This window comes from Actinokineospora auranticolor (assembly GCF_002934265.1).
Classification (GTDB): Bacteria; Actinomycetota; Actinomycetes; order Mycobacteriales; family Pseudonocardiaceae; genus Actinokineospora; species Actinokineospora auranticolor.
The window spans coordinates 1-23702 of sequence record NZ_PTIX01000042.1 but is presented as its reverse complement, the minus strand read 5'-3'; the positions used below and the strand labels follow the sequence as shown (position 1 = coordinate 23702).

General features: G+C 70.7%; 20 protein-coding genes. 12 read left to right on the top strand and 8 right to left on the bottom strand.

The genetic code is table 11. The features are described from left to right. Positions 1-74: 74 nt before the first annotated feature. Positions 75-734 (bottom strand): RNA polymerase sigma factor ShbA, encoded by a 660-nt coding sequence (gene shbA / locus CLV40_RS36000; RefSeq protein ID WP_281261705.1) that lies wholly within the window; start codon positions 732-734, stop codon positions 75-77. Between the two features lie 676 nt (positions 735-1410). Here shbA and CLV40_RS35995 point away from each other — a divergent pair. The 5 genes from CLV40_RS35995 (at position 1411) to CLV40_RS35975 (ending at position 5973) form a co-directional block, all read left to right on the top strand. Continuing rightward, on the top strand, positions 1411-2373 hold the full coding sequence (locus CLV40_RS35995; RefSeq protein WP_104483515.1) for a D-2-hydroxyacid dehydrogenase: 963 nt from the start codon (positions 1411-1413) through the stop codon (positions 2371-2373). Between the two features lie 102 nt (positions 2374-2475). Then, positions 2476-3747: an acyl-CoA dehydrogenase family protein gene (locus CLV40_RS35990; RefSeq protein WP_104483514.1), complete on the top strand. Its 1272-nt coding sequence runs from the start codon at positions 2476-2478 to the stop codon at positions 3745-3747. Beyond that, positions 3747-4937, top strand: a complete 1191-nt coding sequence (locus tag CLV40_RS35985) for an acyl-CoA dehydrogenase family protein (RefSeq protein ID WP_104483513.1) — start codon at positions 3747-3749, stop codon at positions 4935-4937. The genes CLV40_RS35990 and CLV40_RS35985 overlap by 1 nt, the downstream gene beginning before the upstream one ends. A 55-nt stretch (positions 4938-4992) precedes the next feature. Then, a complete protein-coding gene (locus tag CLV40_RS35980; protein WP_104483512.1) occupies positions 4993-5388 on the top strand; it encodes a hypothetical protein in 396 nt (131 codons plus the stop codon). A 15-nt stretch (positions 5389-5403) separates the two neighbouring features. Next, on the top strand, positions 5404-5973 hold the full coding sequence (locus CLV40_RS35975; protein ID WP_104483511.1) for a DUF3558 domain-containing protein: 570 nt from the start codon (positions 5404-5406) through the stop codon (positions 5971-5973). Here the strand turns inward: CLV40_RS35975 and CLV40_RS35970 are convergent. Then, entirely contained in the window at positions 5970-6617 is a 648-nt protein-coding gene (locus CLV40_RS35970) for a TetR/AcrR family transcriptional regulator (protein WP_104483510.1), read from the bottom strand. The genes CLV40_RS35975 and CLV40_RS35970 overlap by 4 nt on opposite strands. A gap of 101 nt (positions 6618-6718) precedes the next feature. Here CLV40_RS35970 and CLV40_RS35965 point away from each other — a divergent pair, with 101 nt between their 5' ends. Continuing rightward, positions 6719-8194, top strand: a complete 1476-nt coding sequence (locus tag CLV40_RS35965; RefSeq protein ID WP_245931807.1) for an MFS transporter — start codon at positions 6719-6721, stop codon at positions 8192-8194. A gap of 131 nt (positions 8195-8325) precedes the next feature. Continuing rightward, complete coding sequence (locus tag CLV40_RS35960; protein WP_245931803.1) at positions 8326-9081, top strand: SAM-dependent methyltransferase; 756 nt, start codon at positions 8326-8328, stop codon at positions 9079-9081. A 4-nt stretch (positions 9082-9085) separates the two neighbouring features. Here the strand turns inward: CLV40_RS35960 and CLV40_RS35955 are convergent, their stop codons facing one another. From CLV40_RS35955 to CLV40_RS35940, 4 genes are all read right to left on the bottom strand, one after another. Beyond that, positions 9086-10240, bottom strand: a complete 1155-nt coding sequence (locus CLV40_RS35955) for an acyl-CoA dehydrogenase family protein (RefSeq protein WP_104483507.1) — start codon at positions 10238-10240, stop codon at positions 9086-9088. A 1-nt stretch (position 10241) separates the two neighbouring features. Next, on the bottom strand, positions 10242-12221 hold the full coding sequence (locus tag CLV40_RS35950) for an acetyl/propionyl/methylcrotonyl-CoA carboxylase subunit alpha (RefSeq protein ID WP_104483506.1): 1980 nt from the start codon (positions 12219-12221) through the stop codon (positions 10242-10244). A gap of 2 nt (positions 12222-12223) precedes the next feature. Next, positions 12224-13837 carry a carboxyl transferase domain-containing protein gene (locus tag CLV40_RS35945; protein ID WP_104483505.1) on the bottom strand — a complete coding sequence of 538 codons (1614 nt, stop codon included), beginning with the start codon at positions 13835-13837 and terminating at the stop codon, positions 12224-12226. 195 nt (positions 13838-14032) lie between these two features. After that, positions 14033-14821 (bottom strand): SGNH/GDSL hydrolase family protein, encoded by a 789-nt coding sequence (locus CLV40_RS35940; RefSeq protein ID WP_104483504.1) that lies wholly within the window; start codon positions 14819-14821, stop codon positions 14033-14035. Positions 14822-14971: 150 nt separating this feature from the next. On the opposite strand from CLV40_RS35940, the gene CLV40_RS35935 reads away from it, so the two are divergent. From CLV40_RS35935 to CLV40_RS35920, 4 genes are all read left to right on the top strand, one after another. Then, positions 14972-15559, top strand: a complete 588-nt coding sequence (locus CLV40_RS35935; RefSeq protein ID WP_104483503.1) for an SACE_7040 family transcriptional regulator — start codon at positions 14972-14974, stop codon at positions 15557-15559. 510 nt (positions 15560-16069) lie between these two features. Then, on the top strand, positions 16070-16879 hold the full coding sequence (locus CLV40_RS35930; protein ID WP_104483502.1) for an SAM-dependent methyltransferase: 810 nt from the start codon (positions 16070-16072) through the stop codon (positions 16877-16879). Between the two features lie 30 nt (positions 16880-16909). Continuing rightward, complete coding sequence (locus CLV40_RS35925; RefSeq protein WP_104483501.1) at positions 16910-18994, top strand: diguanylate cyclase domain-containing protein; 2085 nt, start codon at positions 16910-16912, stop codon at positions 18992-18994. Positions 18995-19126: 132 nt separating this feature from the next. Then, on the top strand, positions 19127-19552 hold the full coding sequence (locus CLV40_RS35920) for a hypothetical protein (RefSeq protein WP_245931806.1): 426 nt from the start codon (positions 19127-19129) through the stop codon (positions 19550-19552). Positions 19553-19696: 144 nt separating this feature from the next. Here CLV40_RS35920 and metX read toward each other — a convergent pair whose 3' ends face one another. Then, positions 19697-20776 carry a homoserine O-acetyltransferase MetX gene (gene metX, locus CLV40_RS35915; RefSeq protein WP_104483499.1) on the bottom strand — a complete coding sequence of 360 codons (1080 nt, stop codon included), beginning with the start codon at positions 20774-20776 and terminating at the stop codon, positions 19697-19699. Further along, entirely contained in the window at positions 20773-22077 is a 1305-nt protein-coding gene (locus tag CLV40_RS35910; protein ID WP_104483498.1) for a bifunctional o-acetylhomoserine/o-acetylserine sulfhydrylase, read from the bottom strand. The genes metX and CLV40_RS35910 overlap by 4 nt, the downstream gene beginning before the upstream one ends. Positions 22078-22236: 159 nt before the next feature. On the opposite strand from CLV40_RS35910, the gene CLV40_RS35905 reads away from it, so the two are divergent. Beyond that, entirely contained in the window at positions 22237-23181 is a 945-nt protein-coding gene (locus CLV40_RS35905) for an SGNH/GDSL hydrolase family protein (protein ID WP_146108406.1), read from the top strand. Positions 23182-23702: the final 521 nt, after the last annotated feature.

Here is a 23702-nt window from a genome sequence, read left to right as displayed (position 1 = left end):
GGCAGCGCGCAAAAGCCAACGACCACTGGGCCGCCCGCACACAAGGCGACCCAGTGGTCTGGCAGAGGTGGTCTTTAGAGCCAGTCGCTCGCGGACAGGCTGCCGCGCAGCCGGGTCAGCGCCCGGTGCTGGGCGACGCGCACGGCGGTGGCGGTGAGTCCTATCGCGACGGCGGTCTCCTGGGCGGAGAGGCCGACGACCAGGCGCAGGACGAGGATCTCGCGCTGGCGGGGGGCGAGGGTGTCCAGGAGCTTGACCAGCCGGGTGCGCATCTCCGCGCGGAGGGTGATCTGCTCGGGGCCCAGGCCGTGGTCGATGGTGTCGGGCACGTCGGCGACGGGGTCGCTGCGGTCGCGGCCGGAGCGGCGGTAGTAGTCGGCGACCTTGTGCGAGGCGATGCCGTAGACGAACGGGAGGAAGGACTCCTTGTCGTCGGAGTAGCGCGGCAGCGCGCCCAGCACGGCCAGCAGGATCTCCTGGGCCACGTCGTCGGCGGAGGAGAACGCGGAACCCGTGCGGCCGATGCGCGCGCGGCAGTACCGGACGATCGCGGGGTTGATCCAGGTGAACAGGGTGCCGATGGCCTCCTGGTCACCCTCCAGCGACGCGGCCACCAGCTCGTGGAACGCCGAGCTCTTCAGCCGCGCGAACACGGCGTCGGTCCCCTGGCTCCGGCTCGCGGGCTGGGTCTCCTCGCTCGCCTCCGCCGACGGCGAGGAAGTTGTCACACTCACATGAGCCCCCAGATATTGCGGCGCACCGGTAGGGAGAGGTACGCCGTCGAGGTCCGGAACGGCGTGGGTGTCTCGGTTCACCGTCCGATCCGCTCGCGTGACCGTCGGATTCGATGGTGGTCCTGACGGAGAGTGAGGATAGCCGGGCGACGAGCCGTGCACCAGGGGTATCGCTGCTGCATACGAGCGATGTTTTCGTATTCAACCTCACAGCGGTAAGGGTCCAACGGCCCTATGAGCCATGCGGTTCGTTCGAAACCCCCGGGCGAGCTTGAGTCCCCGGCGCCGACGGTGTCGACCCGGCCACTCCGCGCCACCACCCGTTGCGGATGGAAAAACCCCAGGTAGGAACCACTGTAGCGGGCGCGGACCGCCGGGGGAACCGCCCCGGGTGTGACGGGCGTCCGCCCGGCGCCGGAAACCTCCGTCGACCGGCCCGGCGCGTCGCGGGTGATCATTACTCCATTCGTGTATGACTTCTCACGAATGGAGTACAACACACTCTACCCAGACGAGTACACAACCGAGCCATTTCGCCCGATCGTGCATCTGCACGGTCATTGACCTGGGAAAACTTGCTCTCGGTGACCACGGTTTGACACCACTGGAGATCATTCCTAGCGTTGCCGGGACTTGACCGACCAGGCACCTACCGACCGAGGACGCTGGTACAGCGATGGAGTCCAGTCCGCGGTCGACCGTCGTGGTCCTGCACGGCGCCGACCGCCCACCCGCCATGACCGAAGTCGAGGCGCGGGCCACTGTCCGGTACACCACCGCCGACCGCCTGGGCAGCGCCATCGAGGGCGCGGACGTGCTCTTGGTGTGGGAATCACGGTCCACCGCGTTATCCGGGGCCTGGGCCGCCGCGCGGGCGCTGCGGTGGGTCCACGTGGCCGGGCCCGCGGTGCGCCACCTGCTCTTCCCCGGCCTGCGCGAGTCCGGTGTGGTCGTCACCTCCTCGCCCGGGGTGTTCGACGAGCCCATGGCCGAGTACGTGCTCGGCCTGGTCCTGGCCTTCGCCAAGGACCTGCCGGGGACCCTGCGCGACCAGCAGCGCAGGCGCTGGCAGCACCGGGAGACCGAGCGGCTGGCGGGCTCGCGCGCGCTGCTGGTCGGCACCGGGCCGATCGCCCGCGCCATCGCCCGCAAGCTGACCGCCGTGGGCGTCGGGGTCGCCGCGCTCGGCGCGCCCCGCGCGGGCGACCCCGACTTCGGCGACGTGCGCCCGCTGGGCGACCTGCGCGCCGCGGTGGGCGGCTACGACTGGGTGGTGCTGGCCCTCGCGCTGACCGAGCCGACGGCGGGCCTGGTGGACGCGTCCGTGCTGCGCGCCATGCGGCCGACCGCGCGGCTGGTCAACATCGGCCGGTCCGGGCTCGTCGTGCAGCCGGACCTGGTCGACGCGCTGGACCGGGGCGAACTGGCGGGCGCGGCGTTCGACGAGTTCGGCGACGAGCCGCTGGCGCCGTCGTCGCCGCTGTGGGGCATGCCGAACGTGCTGATCTCCCCGCACATGTCCGGTGACGTCGTCGGCTGGCGGGAGGAGCTGGTCCGGCGCTTCGCCGACAACCTCGACCGGTACCTGACCGGCCGCCCGCTGGTGAACGCGGTCGACAAGGAGCGCGCCGCGCGCTGATCCGGGCTCGATCGGCCACCATTCCTACTCTAGAGTAGGTTTGGTTCCGATCGGAGGTGCTTGGCCGTGACCGCTCAACGAAACGCTGGTCGACGCAATGCCATGGGCGCGGCGCTGGCCGTCCTCAACCGACTGGCGGGCGCGTCCGCACTGGACCGGTTCGGGCTGCGCAAGCCGGTCGAGCGCGGGGTCCACGAGGCGACCCGGGTCGGGTTCACCGCCGCCGGGCGGGTGTTCACCGCCGTGCGCGGGCGCGGGGTGAGCCGGTTGCCCGACGCGCCGGAGCGCGGGTTGTTCGACCTGACGCCGACCGACGAACAGCGGATGATCCGCTCCACCGTCGAGAAGTTCGCGGCGGAGCGGGTGCGGCCAGCCGCCGCGGCGGCGGACGCGGCGTGCGCGCCGCCCGTCGAGGTGGTGGCGCGGGCGGCGGAGTTGGGGGTGTCGGCGCTCGGCGTCCCGGAGGCGCTGGGCGGGTTGGGCACGGAACGGTCGGCGGTGACGAACGCGCTGGTCGCGGAGGCGCTGGCGCACGGGGACCTGGGGTTGGCGGTGGCCTGCCTGGCGCCGTCGGCGGTCGGCACGGCGCTGGCGCTGTGGGGCGACGCGGACCAGCAGGCGACGTACCTGCCCGCGTTCACCGGCGAGAACGTGCCCGTCGCGGCGTTGGCGGTCCAGGAGCCGGGGGCGTTGTTCGATCCGTTTTCCTTGCGCACCAGGGCTTACCGCACACCCGGCGGATTCGTGCTGGACGGCGTGAAGTCGCTCGTCCCCCGGGCCCTCGACGCCGAGCTGTTCGTCGTCGCGGCCGATGTGGACGGTCGTGGGCCCGCGTTGTTCTTGGTGGAGGCGGGAACCGCGGGGATCACCGTCGAGCCGGAGCCCGCGATGGGGTTGCGCGCGGCGGGCACCGGGCGGGTCCGGCTGGCGCGGGTGTCGTTGCCCGCCTCCGCCGTGCTGACCGGTGACTACGCGGAATGCGTTCGGCTGTCCCGGATCGCGTGGAGCGCGCTGGCGGTCGGGACGGGTCAGGCGGTGGTGGACTACGTGATCCCGTACGTGAACGACCGGGTGGCGTTCGGCGAGCCGGTGAGCCACCGGCAGGGGGTGGCGTTCAAGGTGGCCGACATGGCGACGGAGCTGGCGGGCATGCGGCTGCTGACCTACCGGGCGGCGGCGTTGGCGGAGCAGGGGAAGCCGTTCGCGCGGGAGGCGGCGCTGGCCAGGCGGCAGTGCGCGGAGCACGGCATGCGGATCGGCGACGACGGCGTCCAGTTGTTGGGCGGCCACGGTTTCGTCAAGGAGCACCCGGTGGAGCGCTGGTACCGCGATTTGCGGGCGGTCGGCGTGGTCGAGGGGATCGTGCTCGTCTGATGATCAACCTTGAGGTCCCCGCGAAGTTCGCCCAACTCGTCGACCAGGCCCACCAGGCGGCGGCGGAGTTCTTCCGCCCCAACTCGCGCAAGTACGACCGGGAGGAACACACCTACCCGAAGGAACTCGACCTGCTCGCCGCCCTCCTGGACGGCCTCTCCGCGTCCGGCGGCGGCGCGGGCGCGGGTGGCGTACGCCGGGAAACCGTGGCCAAAAGGGGAAACCAGAACGGCGCCAACCTGCGCCTGCTGCTCGGCACGATGGAGATGTGCTGGGGCGACGTAGGTCTGCTCCTGTCGATGCCGCGCCAGGGCCTGGGCAACGCCGCCATCGCCTCGGTCGCGAACGACGAGCAACTGGCCCGCTACGCGGGCAAGTGGGCGGCCATGGCCATCACCGAACCCGACACCGGCTCGGACTCAGCCGCTATCCGCACCACCGCCGTCCTCGACGGCGACCACTACGTCCTCAACGGCGAGAAGATCTTCGTCACCGCGGGCGAACGCGCGGATTGCGTTGTGGTGTGGGCAACCCTGGACCGCTCGAAGGGCAGGGCCGCGATCAAATCCTTCGTCGTCGACCGAACCACCCCCGGCTTCGAACTCGTGCGGTTGGAGAGCAAGCTCGGCATCCGCGCGTCCGACACGGCCCACTTCCGGCTGACGGACGTCCGGGTACACCGGGACAACCTGCTGGGCAGCCCGGACATCGACACGGGTTTCGCGGGCGTCATGCAGACCTTCGACAACACCCGCCCCCTGGTCGCCGCCATGGCCATCGGCGTGGCCCGCGCCGCGCTGGAGGAAACCCGCGCCCTCCTCAACGAGGCGGGCGTCGACATCGACTACGACCGCCCCTGGACAACCCAACCCGCCGCCGCGGCGACGTTCCTGCACCTGGAAGCCGACTGGGAGGCCGCCCGCCTCCTGGCCATGGAAGCGGCGTGGCTGGCCGACAACCGCGAACCCAATTCCCTGCAGGCCAGCATGGCAAAGGCCAAAGCGGGCCGCACCGCCACCGAAATCACCCTCCGCTGCGTGGAACTGGCGGGCGCCTACACGGAGAACTCCCTCCTGGAAAAATGGGCCCGCGACGCCAAAATCCTGGACATCTTCGAGGGCACCCAGCAAATCCAACAACTCATCATCGCCCGCCGAATCCTGGACAAGTCCTCGACAGAGCTGAAGTAGCCCTGGCGCCGCTCCCCGCGCCCGCTACGATCTCCCCGTCGCGGGGAGGTAACCCATGTACGTAGACAAACCCCACGTCGGCGGCCCTGCGGGCGCGGGTATCGCCGACCTGGTAGCCGCCGCCAACAGCGGTGGCTTCACGGTGAGCGAGACCGGCGGGCAGGCGCTGCTGACCGCAATCCGCAACCTCATCGACTGGATCGACGGTCAACAGGACACCTTCGGCAAGCTTTCGCAAACCCCGAAGTTGGGCTTGTCAAACAACGCCGAGATCATGAAACCATTCATGGTCCAGGTCGCGACCGACGATCGGGGGTTCGTCACCCAACTGCTCAAACTCCGGGCTTCGCTCACTGACGCCCAATCCGCGATCACCACGGCGATGGCAAACTATGCAGGCACCGACCAGAAGGCCGCCCACGTGGTCGGACAGAGCGGCCCAGGCGAATAGGACCCACCCGGAACCATGACCACACGTACAACCGCCCTGGGACTCATCCTGCTGTCAGCGGTCGCCGTGACCGTTCCCGCGTGCTCGAGCACCACGCCGGGCACGCCGCTCGCCTCGGCGGCGAGCACGCCCCCGACCACGACCAGTACCGGGCAACCGTCCGAGCAGGGCGGCGGCACGCTGGCCGACCTCGACCCCTGCTCAGACATGCTCACCAGCGCCGCCAAGAGCGACCTGGGCATCACCGACAAGGGGAAACCCGACGACGTCGGCCCCGCCCGCGGTTGCAAGTGGCTGGTCCGCGGCCCGGAGTACACCTTGATCCTCTCCGTCGGGCTGTACGACGCGCTCGGCATAGACGACTTGCCCGACGACATCAACAACAAGCCACTCCCGGACATCAACGGCCGCAAAGCAGTGCAGTCTCACCTGAGCACCTCCGGTGGCGACTGCGCGGTGACCATCGCGGTCACGAAGACCACGCGCGCTTCTGCCAACGCGGTGGCCGGGGTCGACCGCGCGAAGGCCTGCCAGCTGGCAGGCAAGATCGCCGAACTCATCGAGCCCCAGCTCCCCAGGTCCTAGAACCGGGCGTCGCGGATGGCGACCTCCAGTTCCTCGTGGGTCAGTGCCGCCACCGGGAGCGGGGTGGTGCCCGGGGCGCGGAGGCCGTCGAGCAGCAGGGTCAGGTAGCGGCGCCAGTGGTCCGGGTCGGCGGCCCGGGTGGCCTCCGCGGTGGCCGTCACCATGATGACCAGCACGGCGATGTCGGACGGGGCCACGTCCGGCCGCAGCGTGCCCTCGGCCCGCGCCCGGGCGACGAGGGTGTCGACGATCGGGACGTACTGGGCGGTGATCCGCTCCATGCGCCCGAGGCCGACCTTGGTGCAGATCTCGTACAGCCCCCGGTCGGCCGACTGCCTGCGGACCAGTTCCTCGACGAGCCGGGTGATGGCGCGCCAGGGGTCCGGGTCGGCGGCGATGTCCGCCACGGCCGCGAAGAGCTCGTCGAGCGCGTGGTCGAAGACCGCGTCGACCAGGGCGTCCTTGTTGGGGAAGCGGCGGTAGAGCGTGCCGACCCCGACGCCCGCGTGCCTGGCCACGTCGTCCAGGGACACGGCGAGACCGTGCGCGGCGAAGACCTCGCGGGCCGCGGTGAGCAGCCGCACGCGGTTTCGCTCAGCGTCGGCGCGCAGCGGCCGATGCTCCGTCGGGGTGTCTGATGTCACGCTCTCAGCTTAGCGGTTAAGCGGAGAAACTTCCTCCGCTTCTGTGTTAGCGTCGCCACGACACCACAGTGGACATCCATAGCAGGGGGACTGCCTTGACTCTGTCCGACTCACTAGAGACACAAGCCGCCGGGGGGCGCGCGGACGCGACCGATGGCAAGCGCTGGTGGATCCTCGCGATCATCGCCATCGCCCAGGTCATGGTCATCCTGGACGCCACCGTGGTGAACATCGCGCTGCCGTCGGCCCAGAAGGACCTCGGGTTCTCCGACACCCAGCAGCAGTGGCTGATCACCGGCTACGCGTTGAGCTTCGGCAGCCTGCTGCTCATCGGCGGCCGGGTGGCCGACCTGTTCGGCCGCAAGATCACCTTCCTGGTCGGCGTCGCGGGCTTCGCGCTGGCGTCGGCGGTCGGCGGTGCCGCGAACAGCTTCGGCATGCTCGTCGCCGCGCGCGTCGGGCAGGGCGTGTTCGCCGCGCTGCTGGCCCCCGCCGCGCTGTCGCTGCTGACCACCACCTTCACCGACCCGAAGGAGCGCAGCAAGGCGTTCGGCATCTTCGGTGCCATCTCCGGCGCGGGCGGCGCGATCGGCCTGCTGCTCGGCGGCGTGCTCACCGAGTACCTGGACTGGCGCTGGTGCATGTTCGTCAACCTGATCTTCGCCGCGGTCGGCCTGTTCGGCGGCGCGGCGCTGCTCTCGGGCAGCACCGCGGAGAACCGCCCGAAGCTGGACCTGATCGGTGTCGTGGCCGCGACCGGCGGCATGTTCGCCCTGGTCTACGGCCTGGGCAACGTGCCGACCTACGACTGGGGCGCGCCGGAGAGCTGGGGCTTCCTGACCGCGGGCGCCGTGCTGCTGGTCTTCTTCGTCTACTGGCAGCAGCGCGTCGAGCACCCGCTGCTGCCGCTGCGCATCCTGCTGCACCGCAACCGCGGCGGGTCGTTCCTGTCCATCTTCGTGCTGTGCGCGGGGATGTTCGTCATCTTCCTGTTCCTGACCTTCTTCATGCAGCAGAACCTGGCCTTCTCCCCGGTCGCCAGCGGCGTCGGCTTCCTGCCGATGATCGGCACGCTGATGGTCGGCGCCACGGTGGCCACCACGGTCCTGCTGCCCAAGGTCGGCCCGCGCCCGCTGGTGCCGACCGGCATGATCCTGGCCGGTGCGGGCATCGGCCTGCTCGGTCTGCTCGAACCGACCAGCACCTACGCCTCGGGCGTGCTGCCCGGGCTGCTGGTCTCCGGCTTCGGCATCGGCCTGACCATGGCCTCGGCGATGAACGTGGGCATCGCGGGCGTCGAGGAGCACGACGCTGGCGTGGCCTCGGCGGCGATCAACGCGGTCCAGCAGATCGGCGGCTCGATCGGCACCGCGCTGTTCAGCACCATCGCCTCCAGCGCGGCCGTCGCGGCGATGTCCGAGGGCAAGGAACTGGCCGCGGCCAAGGTCGCCAGCTACAGCGCGGCCTTCACCTGGAGCGCGATCCTGTTCGCCGTCGGCGGCGTGCTGTGCGCGTTCATCCTGCGCCCCGGCGTGCCGGAGGAACTGAAGACCGCCGGACCGTCCGTCCACATGTGACAGTCCACAAGGGGCCCCCGAGGTGTGCGCACCCCGGGGGCCCCTTGCTCCAGTCGGGTGATCGACTCCTCCCCGGCGGCAGGAGACTGGCTAGTATTCTGCCCGGTGGCAGGCGCAGCGGGGAGGCAGTGGTGACCGAGATCGATCCGGACCGAGCGCATCCGGCGCGGATCTACGACTACCTGCTCGGCGGCGCGTGCAACTTCGAACCGGACCGCGCGCTGGCTGAGAAGATCCTCCAGGCGATGCCGGGCGCGGCCGAGGCGGCGAAGATCAACCGCGCCTACCTGCGCCGGGCCGTGCGGTACTGCGCGGAGCAGGGCATCACCCAGTTCCTCGACCTCGGCTCCGGCATCCCGACCGTCGGCAACGTGCACGAGACCGCCCCGGGCGCGCGGGTCGTGTACGTGGACAACGACCCGATAGCGGTCGCGCACAGCGAGATCGAACTGGGCGACACCCCGGGCGCGGCGGCGGTCCTGGCCGACTTCAACGACGCCGACGCGGTGCTCGCCGCGGCGGGCGACGGTCACCTCGACCTGGACAAGCCCATCGCGGTGCTGATGGTCGCGGTCCTGCACTTCATCGAGCAGCCGCACGCCGCCGTGAACCGCTACATCGAGTCGATGACACCGGGCAGCCACCTGGCCATCACCCACGGCACGGTCGACTCGACCCCGGAGAACTCCCAGGACGTCATAAACCTGTACCGGAACTCGGGTTCGTCGGCCGTACCCCGCACCCGGGACGAGGTCACGGCCCTGTTCGGCGACCTGGAACTGATCCCCCCGGGCGTGGTCTGGACCCCCTTATGGCGCCCCGAGTCCCCGCAGACCGGCGACCCCGCCAAGGCCATGGCCTACGCGGGCCTGGCCCGCAAGGTTTAGGCCACTACTTCAGGCCCAGTTCCCGGGCGATCAGCATGCGCTGGACCTCGCTGGTGCCCTCGCCGATTTCGAGGATCTTGGCGTCGCGGTAGAAGCGGCCGACCGGGAACTCGTTCATGAAGCCGTAGCCGCCGAAGATCTGGGTGGCGTCGCGGGAGTTGTCCATGGCGGCGTTGGAGGAGACCAGCTTGGCGATGGCCGCTTCCTTCTTGAACGACTGGCCCTTGAGCATCTTCGCGGCGGCCGCGTAGTAGGCCAGGCGAGCCGTGTTGACCCGGGTCTCCATGTCGGCGATCTTGAACTGGATCGCCTGGTACTCACCGATCTTGCGGCCGAACGCCTCGCGCTCGCCGACGTACTTCAGCGACTCGTCCACGCAGCCCTGCGCCAGGCCGACGGAGAGCGCGGCGATGGCCACGCGGCCCTCGTCCAGGGTCGACAGGAACTGCGCGTACCCGCGGCCCTGCGCGCCGAGCAGGTTCTCCGCCGGTACCCGGACGTCGTCGAAGGCCAGTTCGTGGGTGTCCGAGGCGTTCCAGCCGACCTTGGAGTACTTCTTCGCCACCGTGAACCCGGGGGTGCCCGCCGGGACGATGATGGCCGAGATCTCCTTGCGGCCGTCGTCCTTGGTGCCGGTCACCGCAGTCACGGTGACGAGTTCGGTGATGTCCGTGCCCGAGTTGGTGATGAACGCCTTGGACCCGTTGATGACCCACTCGCCGCCGTCGAGCCGGGCGGTGGTCCGGGTGGCGCCCGCGTCCGAGCCGCCGCCGGGCTCGGTCAGGCCGAACGCGCCCAGCTTCTCCCCCGCCGCGAGCGCGGGCAGCCAGCGCTGCTTCTGCTCGTCGGTGCCGAAGCGGTACAGCGGCATCGCGCCGAGTGAGACACCCGCCTCAAGGGTGATCGCGACCGACGAGTCCACCCTGGCCAGTTCCTCCAGGGCCAGGCACAGCGCGAAGTAGTCGCCGCCCATGCCGCCGTACTCCTCGCCGATGGGCAGGCCGAACAGCCCCATGGCGCCCATCTTGGCGATGATCCCGTACGGGAACGCCTCCCGCTCGTAGAAGTCGCCGATGACCGGGGCCACTTCCTCCCTGGCGAACTCCTGCACGGTCTTGCGCAGCGCCTCGTGCTCTTCCGGGAGCGTCAGGTCGATCACGTCAGTCCTCCGATGGGGTTACCACGGCCAGCGTTTGGTTCAGCGCGACCTGTTGGCCCGCGTGCACCGGGAGTTCGGAGACCACACCGTCGACCCGCGCGGTGATGGTGTGCTCCATCTTCATCGCCTCGACCACGAGCAGCGGCGTCCCGGCCGCCACGTGCTCGCCCACCGAGACCTTGACCACCAGCACCGTGCCCGGCATCGGGCTGGTGATGGGACCGCCCGCGCCCGCCGCGGCCGAGGCCCCCTCCAGCACCGAGTGCTCGGCGACCGCCCAGCACCGCCCGTCCGCGGCGAGCCACAGGGTGTCGCCGTCGCGGGCCGTGGCGTAGCGGAGGTTGCGGCCGCCGTGGTTGACGACCAGTTCACCATCCACACGGGACACCGCGGCAGGCACCGGCTCGTGTCCGTCGACCGACACCCGCGCCGCACCCGGCGTCCCCGTCACGCGGACGGTTACTTCCCTTTCACCGCTGGTCATCCGCAGCACCACCGCCGCCCGACGCCCGACGCGCCAACCGTTCGGCACGTCCCACGGGTCGACCACCGCGCCGCTCGGTTGCAGCGCAAGCAGTTCGTCCAGCGCGGCAGCCGCGAAGACCTCGTCCGGCACGTCCTCGGCCTTGGTCAGCTCGGCCAAGCGGCGCTCGACGAGCTGCGTGTCGAGCCTGCCCGCGCGCACGTCCGCGTCGGCCAGCAAAGCGCGCAGGAAGGTGACGTTCGTGCGCACGCCAAGGACCGCGGTCTCACCGAGCGCGGCGGAGAGCCGGTCGATCGCCTCGGCGCGGTCGCGGCCCCAGGTGATGACCTTGGCCAGCATCGGGTCGTAGTCCGAGCCGACCACGGATCCGGGCAGCAGCCCGGAGTCGAGCCGCGCCCAGTCCGCCGTCGAGTGACGGAGGCCGAGGACCCGACCGCCGGTGGGCAGGAAGCCGGTGGTCGGGTCCTCGGCGTAGACGCGGGCCTCGATGGCGTGGCCGGTCAGCGCGACCTCCTCCTGGGTGAGGTCGAGCGGGTGCCCGGCGGCGACCCGGACCTGCTGCTCGACCAGGTCCAGACCGGTGACCTGCTCGGTGACCGGGTGCTCGACCTGGAGCCGGGTGTTCATCTCCATGAAGAAGAACTCGTCGGGCCGGTCGGCGGAGACGATGAACTCCACCGTGCCCGCGCCGCTGTAGTCGACGGCCTTGGCCGCCTCCACCGCCGCCGCGCCCATCCTGGCCCGGGTGGCCGGGTCGAGCAGCGGGGACGGCGCCTCCTCGATGATCTTCTGGTGCCTGCGCTGGAGGCTGCACTCGCGCTCACCGAGGTGCACGGCGTGCCCGTGGGAGTCGGCGAGGACCTGGATCTCGATGTGCCGGGGGCGCAGCACGAACCGCTCGATGAGCAGCGTGTCGTCGCCGAAGGAGCCCCGGGCCTCACGGCGGGCCGACTCGATGGCCGCGCGCAGACCCTCCGACTCCTCCACCAACCGCATGCCCTTACCGCCACCACCGGCGGAGGGCTTCAAGAGCACCGGGTAGCCGATTTCGCCCGCTGCGGCGACCAAGTCGTCGTCCGACATACCCGGCTCGGTGCGGCCGGGGACCACCGGTACGCCCGCCGCGCTCACGGTGAGCTTCGCGCGGATCTTGTCGCCCATGGCGTCGATAGCGCCTACCGGTGGCCCGATGAATACAAGACCGGCCTCCGCGCACGCCCGGGCGAACTCGACGTTTTCCGCCAAGAACCCGTATCCGGGGTGCACCGCTTCCGCGCCGGTCTGCACCGCGGCGGCCACGACCTTGTCTATGGCCAGGTAGCTCTCCCGCGCCGCAGCGGGACCAAGGCGCACCGCGACATCGGCTTCACGCACGTGCCGGGCGCCCGCGTCCGCGTCGCTGTAGACCGCCACCGAGCGGATGCCCATGCGGCGCAGGGTGGTGATGACCCGGACGGCGATCTCGCCCCGGTTGGCGATCAGAACGCTGGAGAACATGCTCACATCCGGAAGACGCCGTAGCGGACAGGTTCCAGTGGCGCGTTGGCCGCCGCGGACAGCGCGAGGCCGAGCACCTGGCGGGTGTCCGCCGGGTCGATCACACCGTCGTCCCACAGCCGCGCGGTGGAGTAGTACGGGTTGCCCTGCTCCTCGTACTGGTCGCGGATCGGGGCCTTGAACGCCTCTTCCTCGTCCGCCGACCAGGCACCGCCGCTACCCTCGATCTGGTCGCGGCGGACCGTGGACAGCACGGACGCGGCCTGCTCACCACCCATGACGCTGATCCGCGCGTTGGGCCACATCCACAGAAAACGCGGCGAATAGGCCCTTCCGCACATGGAGTAGTTGCCGGCGCCGAAGGAGCCTCCGATGACGACGGTGAACTTCGGTACGCGCGCGCACGCCGTCGCGGTGACCATCTTGGCGCCGTGCTTGGCAATGCCGCCCGCCTCGTAGTCGCGGCCGACCATGAAACCGGTGATGTTCTGCAGGTACAACAGCGGGATCGACCGCTGGTCGCACAGTTCGATGAAGTGCGCGCCCTTCATGGCCGACTCGGCGAAGAGCACGCCGTTGTTGGCCACGATGCCGACCGGGTGGCCGTGGATCCGGGCGAAGCCGGTGACCAGGGTCGAGCCGTACTCCTTCTTGAACTCGCGGAACCGGCTGCCGTCGACCACGCGGGCGATGACCTCGCGGACGTCGTAGGGGGTGCGGGAGTCGGTGGGCACGACGCCGTAGAGGGTCGACGGGTCGACCGCGGGCTCCTCCGTCTGCGCGACCTCCCACGGGCGCGCGGCGCGCGGGCCGAGGGTGCTCACGATCGAGCGGACGATCTTCAGGGCGTGCGCGTCGTCGTCGGCCAGGTGGTCGGTGACGCCGGAGACGCGGGAGTGCACGTCGCCGCCGCCGAGGTCCTCGGCGCTGACCACCTCGCCGGTCGCGGCCTTCACCAGCGGCGGGCCGCCGAGGAAGATCGTGCCCTGCTCCCGGACGATGACGGCCTCGTCGCTCATCGCCGGCACGTACGCGCCGCCCGCGGTGCAGGAGCCGAGCACGGCGGCGATCTGCGGGATGCCCTGGGCGGACATGGTGGCCTGGTTGTAGAAGATGCGGCCGAAGTGGTCGCGGTCGGGGAAGACGTCGTCCTGCTTGGGCAGGAACGCGCCGCCGGAGTCGACCAGGTAGACGCACGGCAGGTTGTTCTGAAGAGCGACCTCTTGCGCGCGGAGGTGCTTCTTGACCGTCATGGGGTAGTACGTGCCGCCCTTGACCGTCGCGTCGTTGACGACCACTACGACCTCGCGACCGGACACCCGCCCGATCCCGGTGATGATCCCGGCGGCGGGCGCGTCGTCGTCGTAGAGGCCCGTGGCGGCCAGCGGGGACAGCTCCAGGAACGGCGAGCCGGGGTCGAGCAGCGAGTCGACCCGGTCGCGGGGCAGCAGCTTGCCCCGCGCGACGTGCCGGGCGCGGGCCTTCTCCGGCCCGCCCTCGGCCGCGCGGTCCAGGCGTTCGCGCAGGTCGTCGACCAGCTCGCCGTGGTTCTTGGCGTTGCGCTGGAAGCCGTCGTCGCCGGGGTCGGCCGCACTGCGCAGCACAGGCGCGTCCATCTCGCTCCCTCGAACAGTTAGCCAGCGTTAACCAGCGATCCAATGTTAGCGCTCGCTAACCCCGGGGTCCAGCCGAGGCGGCAAGTCCACCCGATCTACCAACCACCAGCGTGACCAGGTGCGCCCGGGCTGGACGCCAAGACGCCGGACCACGCTGTTCGCGTGATCCGGCGTCTTACGAACTGATTCGGGCGGTCAGCCCGTCACAGCGCGGAGGGCGGCGTAGTAGCCGCCGCTCTGACCGGCGGTGTTCGGGTGGTAGGACTCCTCGATCGGGAAGGTCACGCTGTTGAGCCACCGCGCCCCGGACGCGCAGATCTCGTGACCGGAGAAGGCGGTGCGGCCGTCGACGAAGGTGAAGCCGTGCGCCGCGGCCCGGCCCGAGATCACCGACGCCAGCACACCGGAGGACTGGTTGATGGCGGCCCGCTTGGTCTCGCTCAGCCCGACGATGCAGGATCCGCCGAGCTTGTAGATGAGCGGGTAGCCGAGCACGATCACGCGCGCGTTCGGGGCCTTGGCGCGGATCTGGCCGTAGACCCCGTCGAGCAGGCCCGGCAGGGTGCTGCGGGCGTAGTTCTGCGCGGTCTCGTTGCGGCTGACGCAGGTGGCGTCCGAGCTGAGGTTGCAGTCGGTCATCACGCTGGCGAACCCGGCGTCGTTGCCGCCGATGGAGATGGTGACCAGCGCGGTGTCCGCGGTCACCGCGCCGACCTGGTTGTTGAGCACGTCCTGCGTCCGCGCGCCGGAGCAGGCGACGAACGAGAACGCGGACGGGCCGTGGGCGTTGGCCCACAGCTGCGGGTAGGAGTTGCTGCTGCGCTTGCAGTCGCCGCTACTGCCGTAGCTCCCGGCACCGAGCCCGGAGGAGTAGGAGTCACCGAGAGCGACGTACTTTCCCGGCGCGGCGGCGGCCTGGGTCGTCAGACCGAGCAGGGATAAGGCGGTGAGGACGATGATCGGAAGGGAACGGGGGACACGCATCTTCCTGCCTCCGGTGGTGGAGGGAATCCCGACAGACACATCACTACCAGGCGAAAACCAAGCAAGAAACTAGTTGGTTAACTTTCCCCACTCCCGGGTGCCCGGGATGACGGTTAGTGGTCGCTAACCGCGCTGCCATACGATGGCGGGGTGTCACCAGCAGCGGAGCCCGTCCCGGACAAGCCGACGCGCCGCGAGCAGATCCTCGCCGCGGCCGCCGAACTGTTCGCCCGGCACGGCTTCCACGGGGTGGGGATCGACGACATCGGTTCCGCGGTGGGCATCTCCGGCCCGGCGCTGTACCGGCACTTCCGCTCCAAGGACGCCATGCTCGGCGAGATGCTGACCGCCATCAGCGAGGTCCTCCTCGACGGCGGCCAAACCCGCGTCGACAGCGCCCGCGGCCCCCACGACACCCTCGGCGACCTGGTCCGCTTCCACGTCGACTTCGCCCTGGACAACCCCGCGCTGATCACGGTGCAGGAGCGCAACCTGGGCAACCTGACCGACCCGGACCGGCGCAAGGTCCGGGCCCTGCAGCGGCGCTACGTGGAGATCTGGGTGGAGGTCATCCGAGCGGCCGTGCCGACGACGGAGGAACCCACCGCCCGCGCCGCCGCCCACGCGGTCTTCGGGCTGATCAACTCAACCCCCCACAGCCGCCACCTGGACCGAGCCCAGATGGCCGACCTCCTCACGGGCATGGCCCTCACCGCCCTCACCCACGCCCCCCTCTAGCCCCAACCTCCAGCCGCACAACAAGCGCCGCCCTCACCCACACACCCCCTGACCCCAAACCCCCAGCCGCACAACAAGCCCGGCCAACCACCTTTTTCAAGATCCCCCACCGCCCCCGACACAAAGCCCCGCCCACCCGGGGCAGGCCCCGCCTTGAGCCTATCGCCGCAGTTCAGGCCGCTGGAAGCCGCTTTCCCAAACCTGTGCGCAAGTCCCGAGCATGTGGACAACCCAGGATTTCAAGATCATCCCCGGCCCCGAACCCGCGCACGAAGCCGACAGCATCGCGAGCCGCCACAAGCCGCGCGCAGGCCGAGCCCATCCCGAACGAGCCACCCCCAGCCACCGAACGCCAGGAATTCCCAGCATTGGCGGGCCACCCATCACCCGTCCGGCGGCGCCCCGATCGGGTGCCGAACGTCCCGGTCGCGCCACGACGTTCGACACCTGGCCGGTTACCCTGTCGGGTGAGTAACCTCCCCGTCACACACCGACGTGGAGGGTGGGCGCATGGACGCGGTGGCCGACTGGGTGCCGGAGGGGATCGATCTTGAACGACCGAGCGCCGCGCGGCTCTACGACTACCTGCTCGGTGGCGCGCACAACTTCGCCCACGACCGCGAGCTGGCCGAACGCTTCATCAAGGCGCAGCCGAACGCCCGGGAGATCGCCCGGCACAACCGGTCGTTCCTGCGCCGCTCGGTGCTGTTCATGATCGAGCGCGGGGTGCGCCAGTTCCTCGACCTCGGCTCCGGCATCCCCACCGTCGGCAACGTGCACGAGATCGCCCAGCAGGCCGACCCCACCACGCGAGTGGTGTACGTCGACTACGAGGAGGTCGCGTACGCGCACAGCACGCTCATGCTCGCGGACAACCCACTCGCCACCATCGTGCAGGCCGACCTCACCCGACCGCGCGACATCCTCGACGCCGAGACCACCCGCGAACTCCTCGACTTCACCGAGCCCATCGGCCTCCTGATGGCCGGGGTCTTCCACTTCGTGCCGCCCGCCAAGGACCCGCGCCGGATCGTCGCCGAGTACCGCGACGCCCTGGTCCCCGGCAGCTACCTCTCGTTCTCGCAATTCACCCGCGATCTGATGCCCGCGGAGATGGACCGCGTGGTAGAGGTGATGAAGTCCAGCCGCGATCCCATGTACCCGCGTTCGCACGCCGAGATCACCGAGCTGTTCGACGGCTTCGAGGTCGTCGAGCCGGGCATCGTGCCGACCGCGCTGTGGCAGCCCGACCCGGACCTCGACGACGGCGGCGAACCCAACCGCGCGGGTATCTACGCCGGGGTCGGCCGCAAGATCTGAACGACCGCGAACCACGACGACTGAACAGCGATGCCGAGCGAACCCGACCAACCCGGTGCCCCGGACCCTGACCTGGTCCGGGCTTGGCTGAGCGTGGTCGCCGCGACCGCCTACGTGCCGCGGTCGGCCGCCGAGATCGAGGACCTGCTGCGCAGCCTCCTCGGCAGGCTGACCACCGCGCTGGCCGCCGAGCCGTTCGACGCGGCCGCGGGCAGCCGCGTCGGCGAGCTGATGGTCGAGGGCGCGCTCACCGGCGAGGCGACGCTGGAGCGGTCGCTGCGGGTGCTCGCCGACGGCCTGGCCGACGCGGGGCACGGCGCGCGCTCGGTGGCGCCGCTGCTGGCCGCCGTGGCCGCGGGCTACGCCGCCGCGCTGCGCAGGCGCACGCTGGCCCAGCAGGAGAACATGAAACTCGCGCTGCTGACCGCCAAGCAGCGCGCCGAGCGCGACCGGCGGGCCACCGAGAACCGGTTCCGCGAGGTGTTCACCGCCTCGGCCATCGGCATCGCGATCACCGAGCAGGACGGCACGTTCGTCGAGGTCAACCCGGCGCTGGCGGCGATCCTGGGCTGTCCGGCCGACCAACTGCCCAACCGCGCGCTCGCGGAGTTCATCGCGGTGGAGGACTCCGACGAGCTGCCGGTGTTCGGCGAGGCGGACCGCAGGCGCCTGGTGCGGCCCAACGGCGAGTCGGCGTGGGTGTACCTGACCACATCGCTGTTGCACGACGACAACGGCGCCACCCGCTACCGGGTCACGATGGTGCAGGACCTGAGCGAGCTGATGCTGTTGGGCAACCAGCTCAGCCACCAGAACCTGCACGACGCGCTGACCGGCGCGGCGAACCGGCTGCACTTCCAGTCGCGGCTGGAGGCGATGCACGGCCAGACGTCGCCGCGGCACCTGCTGACGCTGCTGTGCCTGGACCTCGACGCGTTCTCGCTGATCAACACTACGCACGGGCACCAGGCCGGTGACCGGGTGCTGCGGTCGGTCGCCGGTCGGCTGATGAACGCGGTAGACGGCCACGACGCCGTAGTGGCGCGCATCGGCGGTGACGAGTTCGCGGTGCTCATCGCGCACGGTACGGCCGCGCCGCCGGTGTCCAAGCTGGTCGAGGGCATCAACCAGGAGCTGTCCGAACCGGAGTACGACGGTCGGCTCGGGTTGGCGGTGAGCGCCACGATCGGCGTTGTGCGGTGCAAGCCGTCGGAGATGTCGAGCACCGAGATGTTCCGCGCGGCCGACGCGGCGTTGCGGTACGCGCGTTCCACCGGCCGGTACCAATGGGCGGAGTTCGACGCCCATGCGGACCGGGCCGCGCGCAAGGTCGGTGAGTCCGCGACAGCGCTACCCGCGGCGTGGGAGAACGGGGAACTGGACCTCGCCTACCAGCCGGTTGTGCGGCTGTCCGACGGCAAGGTGGTCCGGGTTCGCGCGTTGGCGCGCACAACGGGGCTCGACGGCGTGGACTCCACCACAGAGCTGGCGGAGCTGACCGGTCTGTCGGTGCCGTTGGGACCGTGGCTGCTGGCCAAGTCCACCGAGAGCGTGCCGGTGTGGCAGGCGTTGTTCGCGGGCACGGCGGATCCGGACGAGGCCGTGCACCGGGTGCACCTCTCGGCGTTGCAGTCGGCGGACGCGGACCTGTCCGCGACGGTGAACACCGCGGTATCGCGCGCGGGTGTGGCGCCGGGGTTGCTGGAGATCGCGCTGGACACCACTACGGTGCTCACGGGGCGTGGTGACGCGCAGGACAATCTGCGCACGTTGAGCGACATCGGTGTGGTCACCGCGTTGCACGGCTTCAACGGCGGCCCGCGCGAGATCGCCATGGTGGAGCGGTTCGGGGTGCGCACGGTCGTGCTCGCCGACCCGTTCGAGAACTGGCGCCCGGACTGGCTGCCGCGCGACGCCGTGCCGATGCGGGCCACGCTGCGGCTCATCGAGGCGCTGGAGTCGCTGGGCACGTCCGTTGGCGTGCTGGGCGTCCGGGACCACGCGGAGGCCCGCTGGTGGGCCGACCAGGGCGTGCGCACCGGTGAGGGGCCCGCGTTCGGCGGTCCCGGCGACGTCGAGGACATCCTGGCGCGGCTGCGGCCCACCGCCAACTGAGCGAATCGCCCCTGGGTGATCTCCCCGCGCGGCGGCCCGCTGTTGCAGGATGAGGACGTGGACGCCCACAGCGAGTCCGATCCGAACCGCAGGCGCAGGCTCACCGAGGCCGCCGCCGGAGCCCTGGCCGCCATGCGCGCGGGTGAGGACGACGGTGCCCTCGACCGGGTGGCGGCCGCGGTGCGGTCCGCGCCGGACAGCCACGTCGACGCCCGTGAGCTGATGCTGATGCTCTTCCACGAGTGCAGTGCGATGGTGGCCGCGCTCGGCGCGGGCGGTACCGCGCCGGTCAAGATGCAGGTCTACGACGACGACGGCCACGAGGTGCCGATCGACGAGGCCGACCCTCCCGTGCGGACCGCGGTGCGCACGCTGCTGGCGGAGGTGCACGGCGACACGGACGCGGCCAAGGCGCAGATCGAGATCGCGCTGACCAACGCGGCGCCGGAGGAGATGGCGATGCTGATGGTGCAGGCGCTGCGCTGGACGCTGCGGCTGTCGGACGAGTGCGTCAACCGGGGACTGCCCGTCCCGGGCTGGCTGCGCGACGCGTCCTGAGCAGGCGATCTCCGATCAAGATCGCGAGTTGTCCACAGGCCGGTGGACGGGCTTGGCGAAATCCCCACCGGTTTCCCTAACCTTGTCCCAGTGGGCGGAGAAGCCGTCCCGGACAAGGGAGAAACCATGGGGAACGGCCTCGCGCTACAGGATTTCCTTCAGCAGCGCGGCGAGCTGGGCGGTCTCGGTCAGGAAGCCGTCGTGGCCCGCGGGCGACGTGATGACCCGCAGGCCGTCGGCGGTGGAGATGCCGTCGGCGAGTTCTCGCTGCTGCGCCAAGGGGTAGAGCCGGTCACTGTCCACTCCGGCGACGACGGTGCGCGCGGTGACCCGGGCGAGCGCGGCCGGGATCCCGCCGCGGTCGACACCGACGTCGTGGCCGTTCATGGCCTCGGTGAGCAGCACGTAGCTGGCCGCGTCGAAGCGGTGCGCCAGCTTGGCCGCGTGGTGGTCCAAATAGGACTCGATGGCGAACCGGCCGTCGGGCTGGCGCGCGCGGCCGAAGCGGTGGGCGATCTCGGGTTCGCTGCGGTAGGTCACCTGGGCGATCCGCCGGGCCACGCCGAGGCCGTCCCAGGGGCCCTCGGGGGTGTCGTGGTAGTCGCCGCCGCGCCAGCGCGGGTCGGCGCGGATGGCGTGCAACTGCGGCGCGGCCCAGGCGATCTGCTCGCCGGAGGCGGCGGCCGGGCAGGCGAGCAGCAGCAGCGCGGCCACCCGGTCCGGGGTGGCCACGGCCCACTCCAGGGCCCGCATGCCGCCCATGGAGCCGCCGAGCACCGCGGCCCAGCGGTCGACGCCGAGCGCGTCGGCGAGGACGACCTCCGCGGCCACCTGGTCGCGGATGCCGATCGACGGGAACCGGCTGCCCCAGGCCCAGCCGTCGGCGGCCTGGCTGGCCGGTCCGGTCGTGCCCTGGCAGCCGCCGAGCACGTTGGGGCACACGACGAAGTACCGGTTGGTGTCGACCGCGCGACCGGGGCCGATCAGCCCGTCCCACCAACCCGGGGTGGGGTGGCCGGGTTCGGGTGGGCCCGCGGCGTGGCTGTCGCCGGTCAACGCGTGTTCCACGAGCACCGCGTTGGTGCGGTCGGGGTTGAGCTCGCCCCAGGTCTCGTAGGCGATCCGGGCGCCCGGCACCGGTCCCGGCAGCGGGACCCACCGGCGGCGACCGGGCGGGTCCCCCTCCCGCCACGCGCCGGTGGCGGGAGGGGGAGGGGTGCTCACAGCTCGGCCTTGGCGGCCCGGAAGCCGGCCTCCAGGTCGGCGAGGAGGTCCTCGACGTTCTCGATGCCCACGGAGAGCCGCACCAGGCCGGGGGTCACGCCGCTGGCCAGCTGCTCCTCCTCGGCGAGCTGGCTGTGCGTGGTGCTGGCCGGGTGCACGATGAGGCTGCGCACGTCGCCGATGTTGACGAGCTGGCTGAACAGCTCGGTGCCGTCGACGAACTTGCGCCCGGCCTCGACGCCGCCGCGCAGGTCGAAGGAGACGATGGCGCCCGCGCCGCGCGGCAGGTACTTCTGCGCCGCGGCGTGGAAAGGGCTGGAGGGCAGACCGGCGTAGTAGACCTTCTCCACCTCGTCGCGCTGCTCCAGCCACTCGGCGATGGCCTTGGCGTTGGCCACGTGCCGCTCGATGCGCAGCGACAGCGTCTCGATGCCCTGGATGATCAGGAACGCGTTGAACGGCGAGATCGCCGCGCCGGTGTCGCGCAGGCCCTGGATCCGGGCCTTGGCGGCGTAGGCGCCCGGGCCGAGGGCCTCCCAGTACTTGAGGCCGTGGTAGCTCGGGTCGGGCTGGGTGAAGCCGGGGAAGCGGTCGGGGTGCGCGCCGAAGTCGAAGGTGCCGCCGTCGACCAGGACACCGGCGATGGTGGTGCCGTGGCCGCCCAGGTACTTGGTGGCCGAGTGCACGACGATGTCGGCGCCGTGCTCGATCGGGCGCAGCAGGTACGGGGTGGGGACGGTGTTGTCGATGATGAGCGGCACGCCCACCTCGTGGGCGACGTCGGCGACGGCGCGGATGTCGAAGACGTTGTTGCCGGGGTTGGCCAGGCTCTCGCCGAAGAAGGCCTTGGTGTTGGGCCGGACCGCGGCGCGCCAGGCGTCGAGGTCGTCCTGGTCGTCGACGAAGCTGACCTCGACGCCGAGCTTGGGCAGCGTGTAGTGGAAGAGGTTGTAGGTGCCGCCGTAGAGGGAGGGGCTGGAGACGATGTGGTCGCCGGACTCGGCGAGGTTGAGGATCGCCGCGGTGGTGGCCGCGGACCCGGAGGCGAACGCGAGGGCGGCCACGCCGCCCTCCAGCGCCGCGACGCGCTGTTCGAGCACGTCCTGGGTGGGGTTCATGATCCGGGTGTAGATGTGGCCCGGCTCGGCGAGGCTGAACAGGTCGGCACCGTGCTGGCTGTCGCGGAAGACGTAGGAGGTGGTCTGGTAGATCGGGGTGGCCCGGGCACCGGTGGTCGGATCCGGCGCGGCGCCCGCGTGGATCTGCTTGGTCTCGAACGACCAGGCGGCGGAGTCGGTCATCGGTTCTCCTAGCTCTCGTGCGCGGTACCGGCGGCTCGTTCCAGCTGGACAGCCGTATAGAGCAAGCTAGCTGCGCCGACCGGACGACGGGCAGACCTTCCACGATCTGGAACACGGGGGCGGTTGCCTGTTCCACCCGGACGGGTGACGATCAACGGCATGCGCGCCACCACCCTGGTCCTGGCCCTGCTGACGATCACCACCGCCGCGGCACCCGCGGCGTCCGCGCAGCCCACCACCGCACCGGCCACCACCTCCCAGACAGCGAGCGGTCAGTCCTTTTCGGCCGCCGGAGACGAGAGCAGGCCGCGTACGCGGTACCGCCACTACGTGGCGCTGGGCGACTCGTACGCGTCCGGCCCGGGGATCCCGACGCAGAACGGGACCCCGCTGGGCTGCGGGCGGTCGGACCACAACTACCCGGGCAAGCTGGCCCGGTGGCTGCGCGTGCGCCGGTTCACCGACGTCACCTGCGGCGGCGCGACCACGGCCGAGATGACCAGGCCGCAACAGGTGTACGGCGGGGAGAACCCGCCCCAGTTCGACGCGCTGCGACCCGAGACCGACCTGGTAACGCTGACCATCGGCGGCAACGACATCGGCTTCGGCGAGATCCTGTCCACTTGCGGCAGGCTGGGGGCCACCGACCCCACCGGCGCGCCGTGCAAGGCGCACTACACCGCGAGCGGCACGGACGAGCTGGCGAACCGCGTCCGCGCCGTCGCCAGGACCCGGGTGGCCAAGACCCTCGGCGAGATCCACAAACGCGTCCCCCGCGCGACCATCCTCGTGGTCGGCTACCTCCGCATCCTCCCCGACGGCCCCGGCTGCTGGCCCCTGGTCCCCTTCGCCGCGGGCGACACCGCCTACTTCGACCAAACGGGCCGCGCCCTCAACCAGGCCCTGGCCGAAACCGCCCGCCAGGCAGGCGCCACCTTCATCAACCCCTACCCCTACGCCACCAACCACGACGCCTGCCAATCCGCCGAAGACCGCTGGGTCGAGCCCCTGCGCCCCGACTCCCCCGCCGCCCCCCTGCACCCCAACGACACCGGCATGACGGTCGTCGCCGCCCTCGCCTGGCTGGCGGTCCAGTCCCACTAGGTCCACAAAGGACATACAAGCCGGAAATGCCGCCGAGCGCGGAATTCGCGACACCGGCCAGAACTCCGCGCCGCCGACAATCGCGTGACATCACCGCGCCCCGCCGGTTCCCGCAGCGCGGGCTTCGACACTTCCCGACCCCGGCCATGCCAACCCGTGCGCGCAATGCCGAATCACATCAACCGCCGCGGCTAAACCCGACCACTCGGGCAAAACAGGGAAGCGAGCGCAAGTCACCCGACACAAGGCTGAAAGTCGACCGCCTGCCCGGCAAAAATGATCAACGCACGCCTCCGACCCAATGCCACTAACTTAGGCTAGGTGCGAGGATTCTGATGGTGGCCGGACCCTGATGTCGAACGCCTTGATGTTTGCCTTTTTTGGTGGGGTAGCGTTTATGGCGTCCACGTTTGGCCACACGGGGGTACGTTCGGTGCCTTCGGGCCGCGAGGTGTCTCTCGTTGATTTCCGCGCGGGTCTCCGATAACGCTCTCGCTTGGCGTTCAGGGGGAAAAATCCGC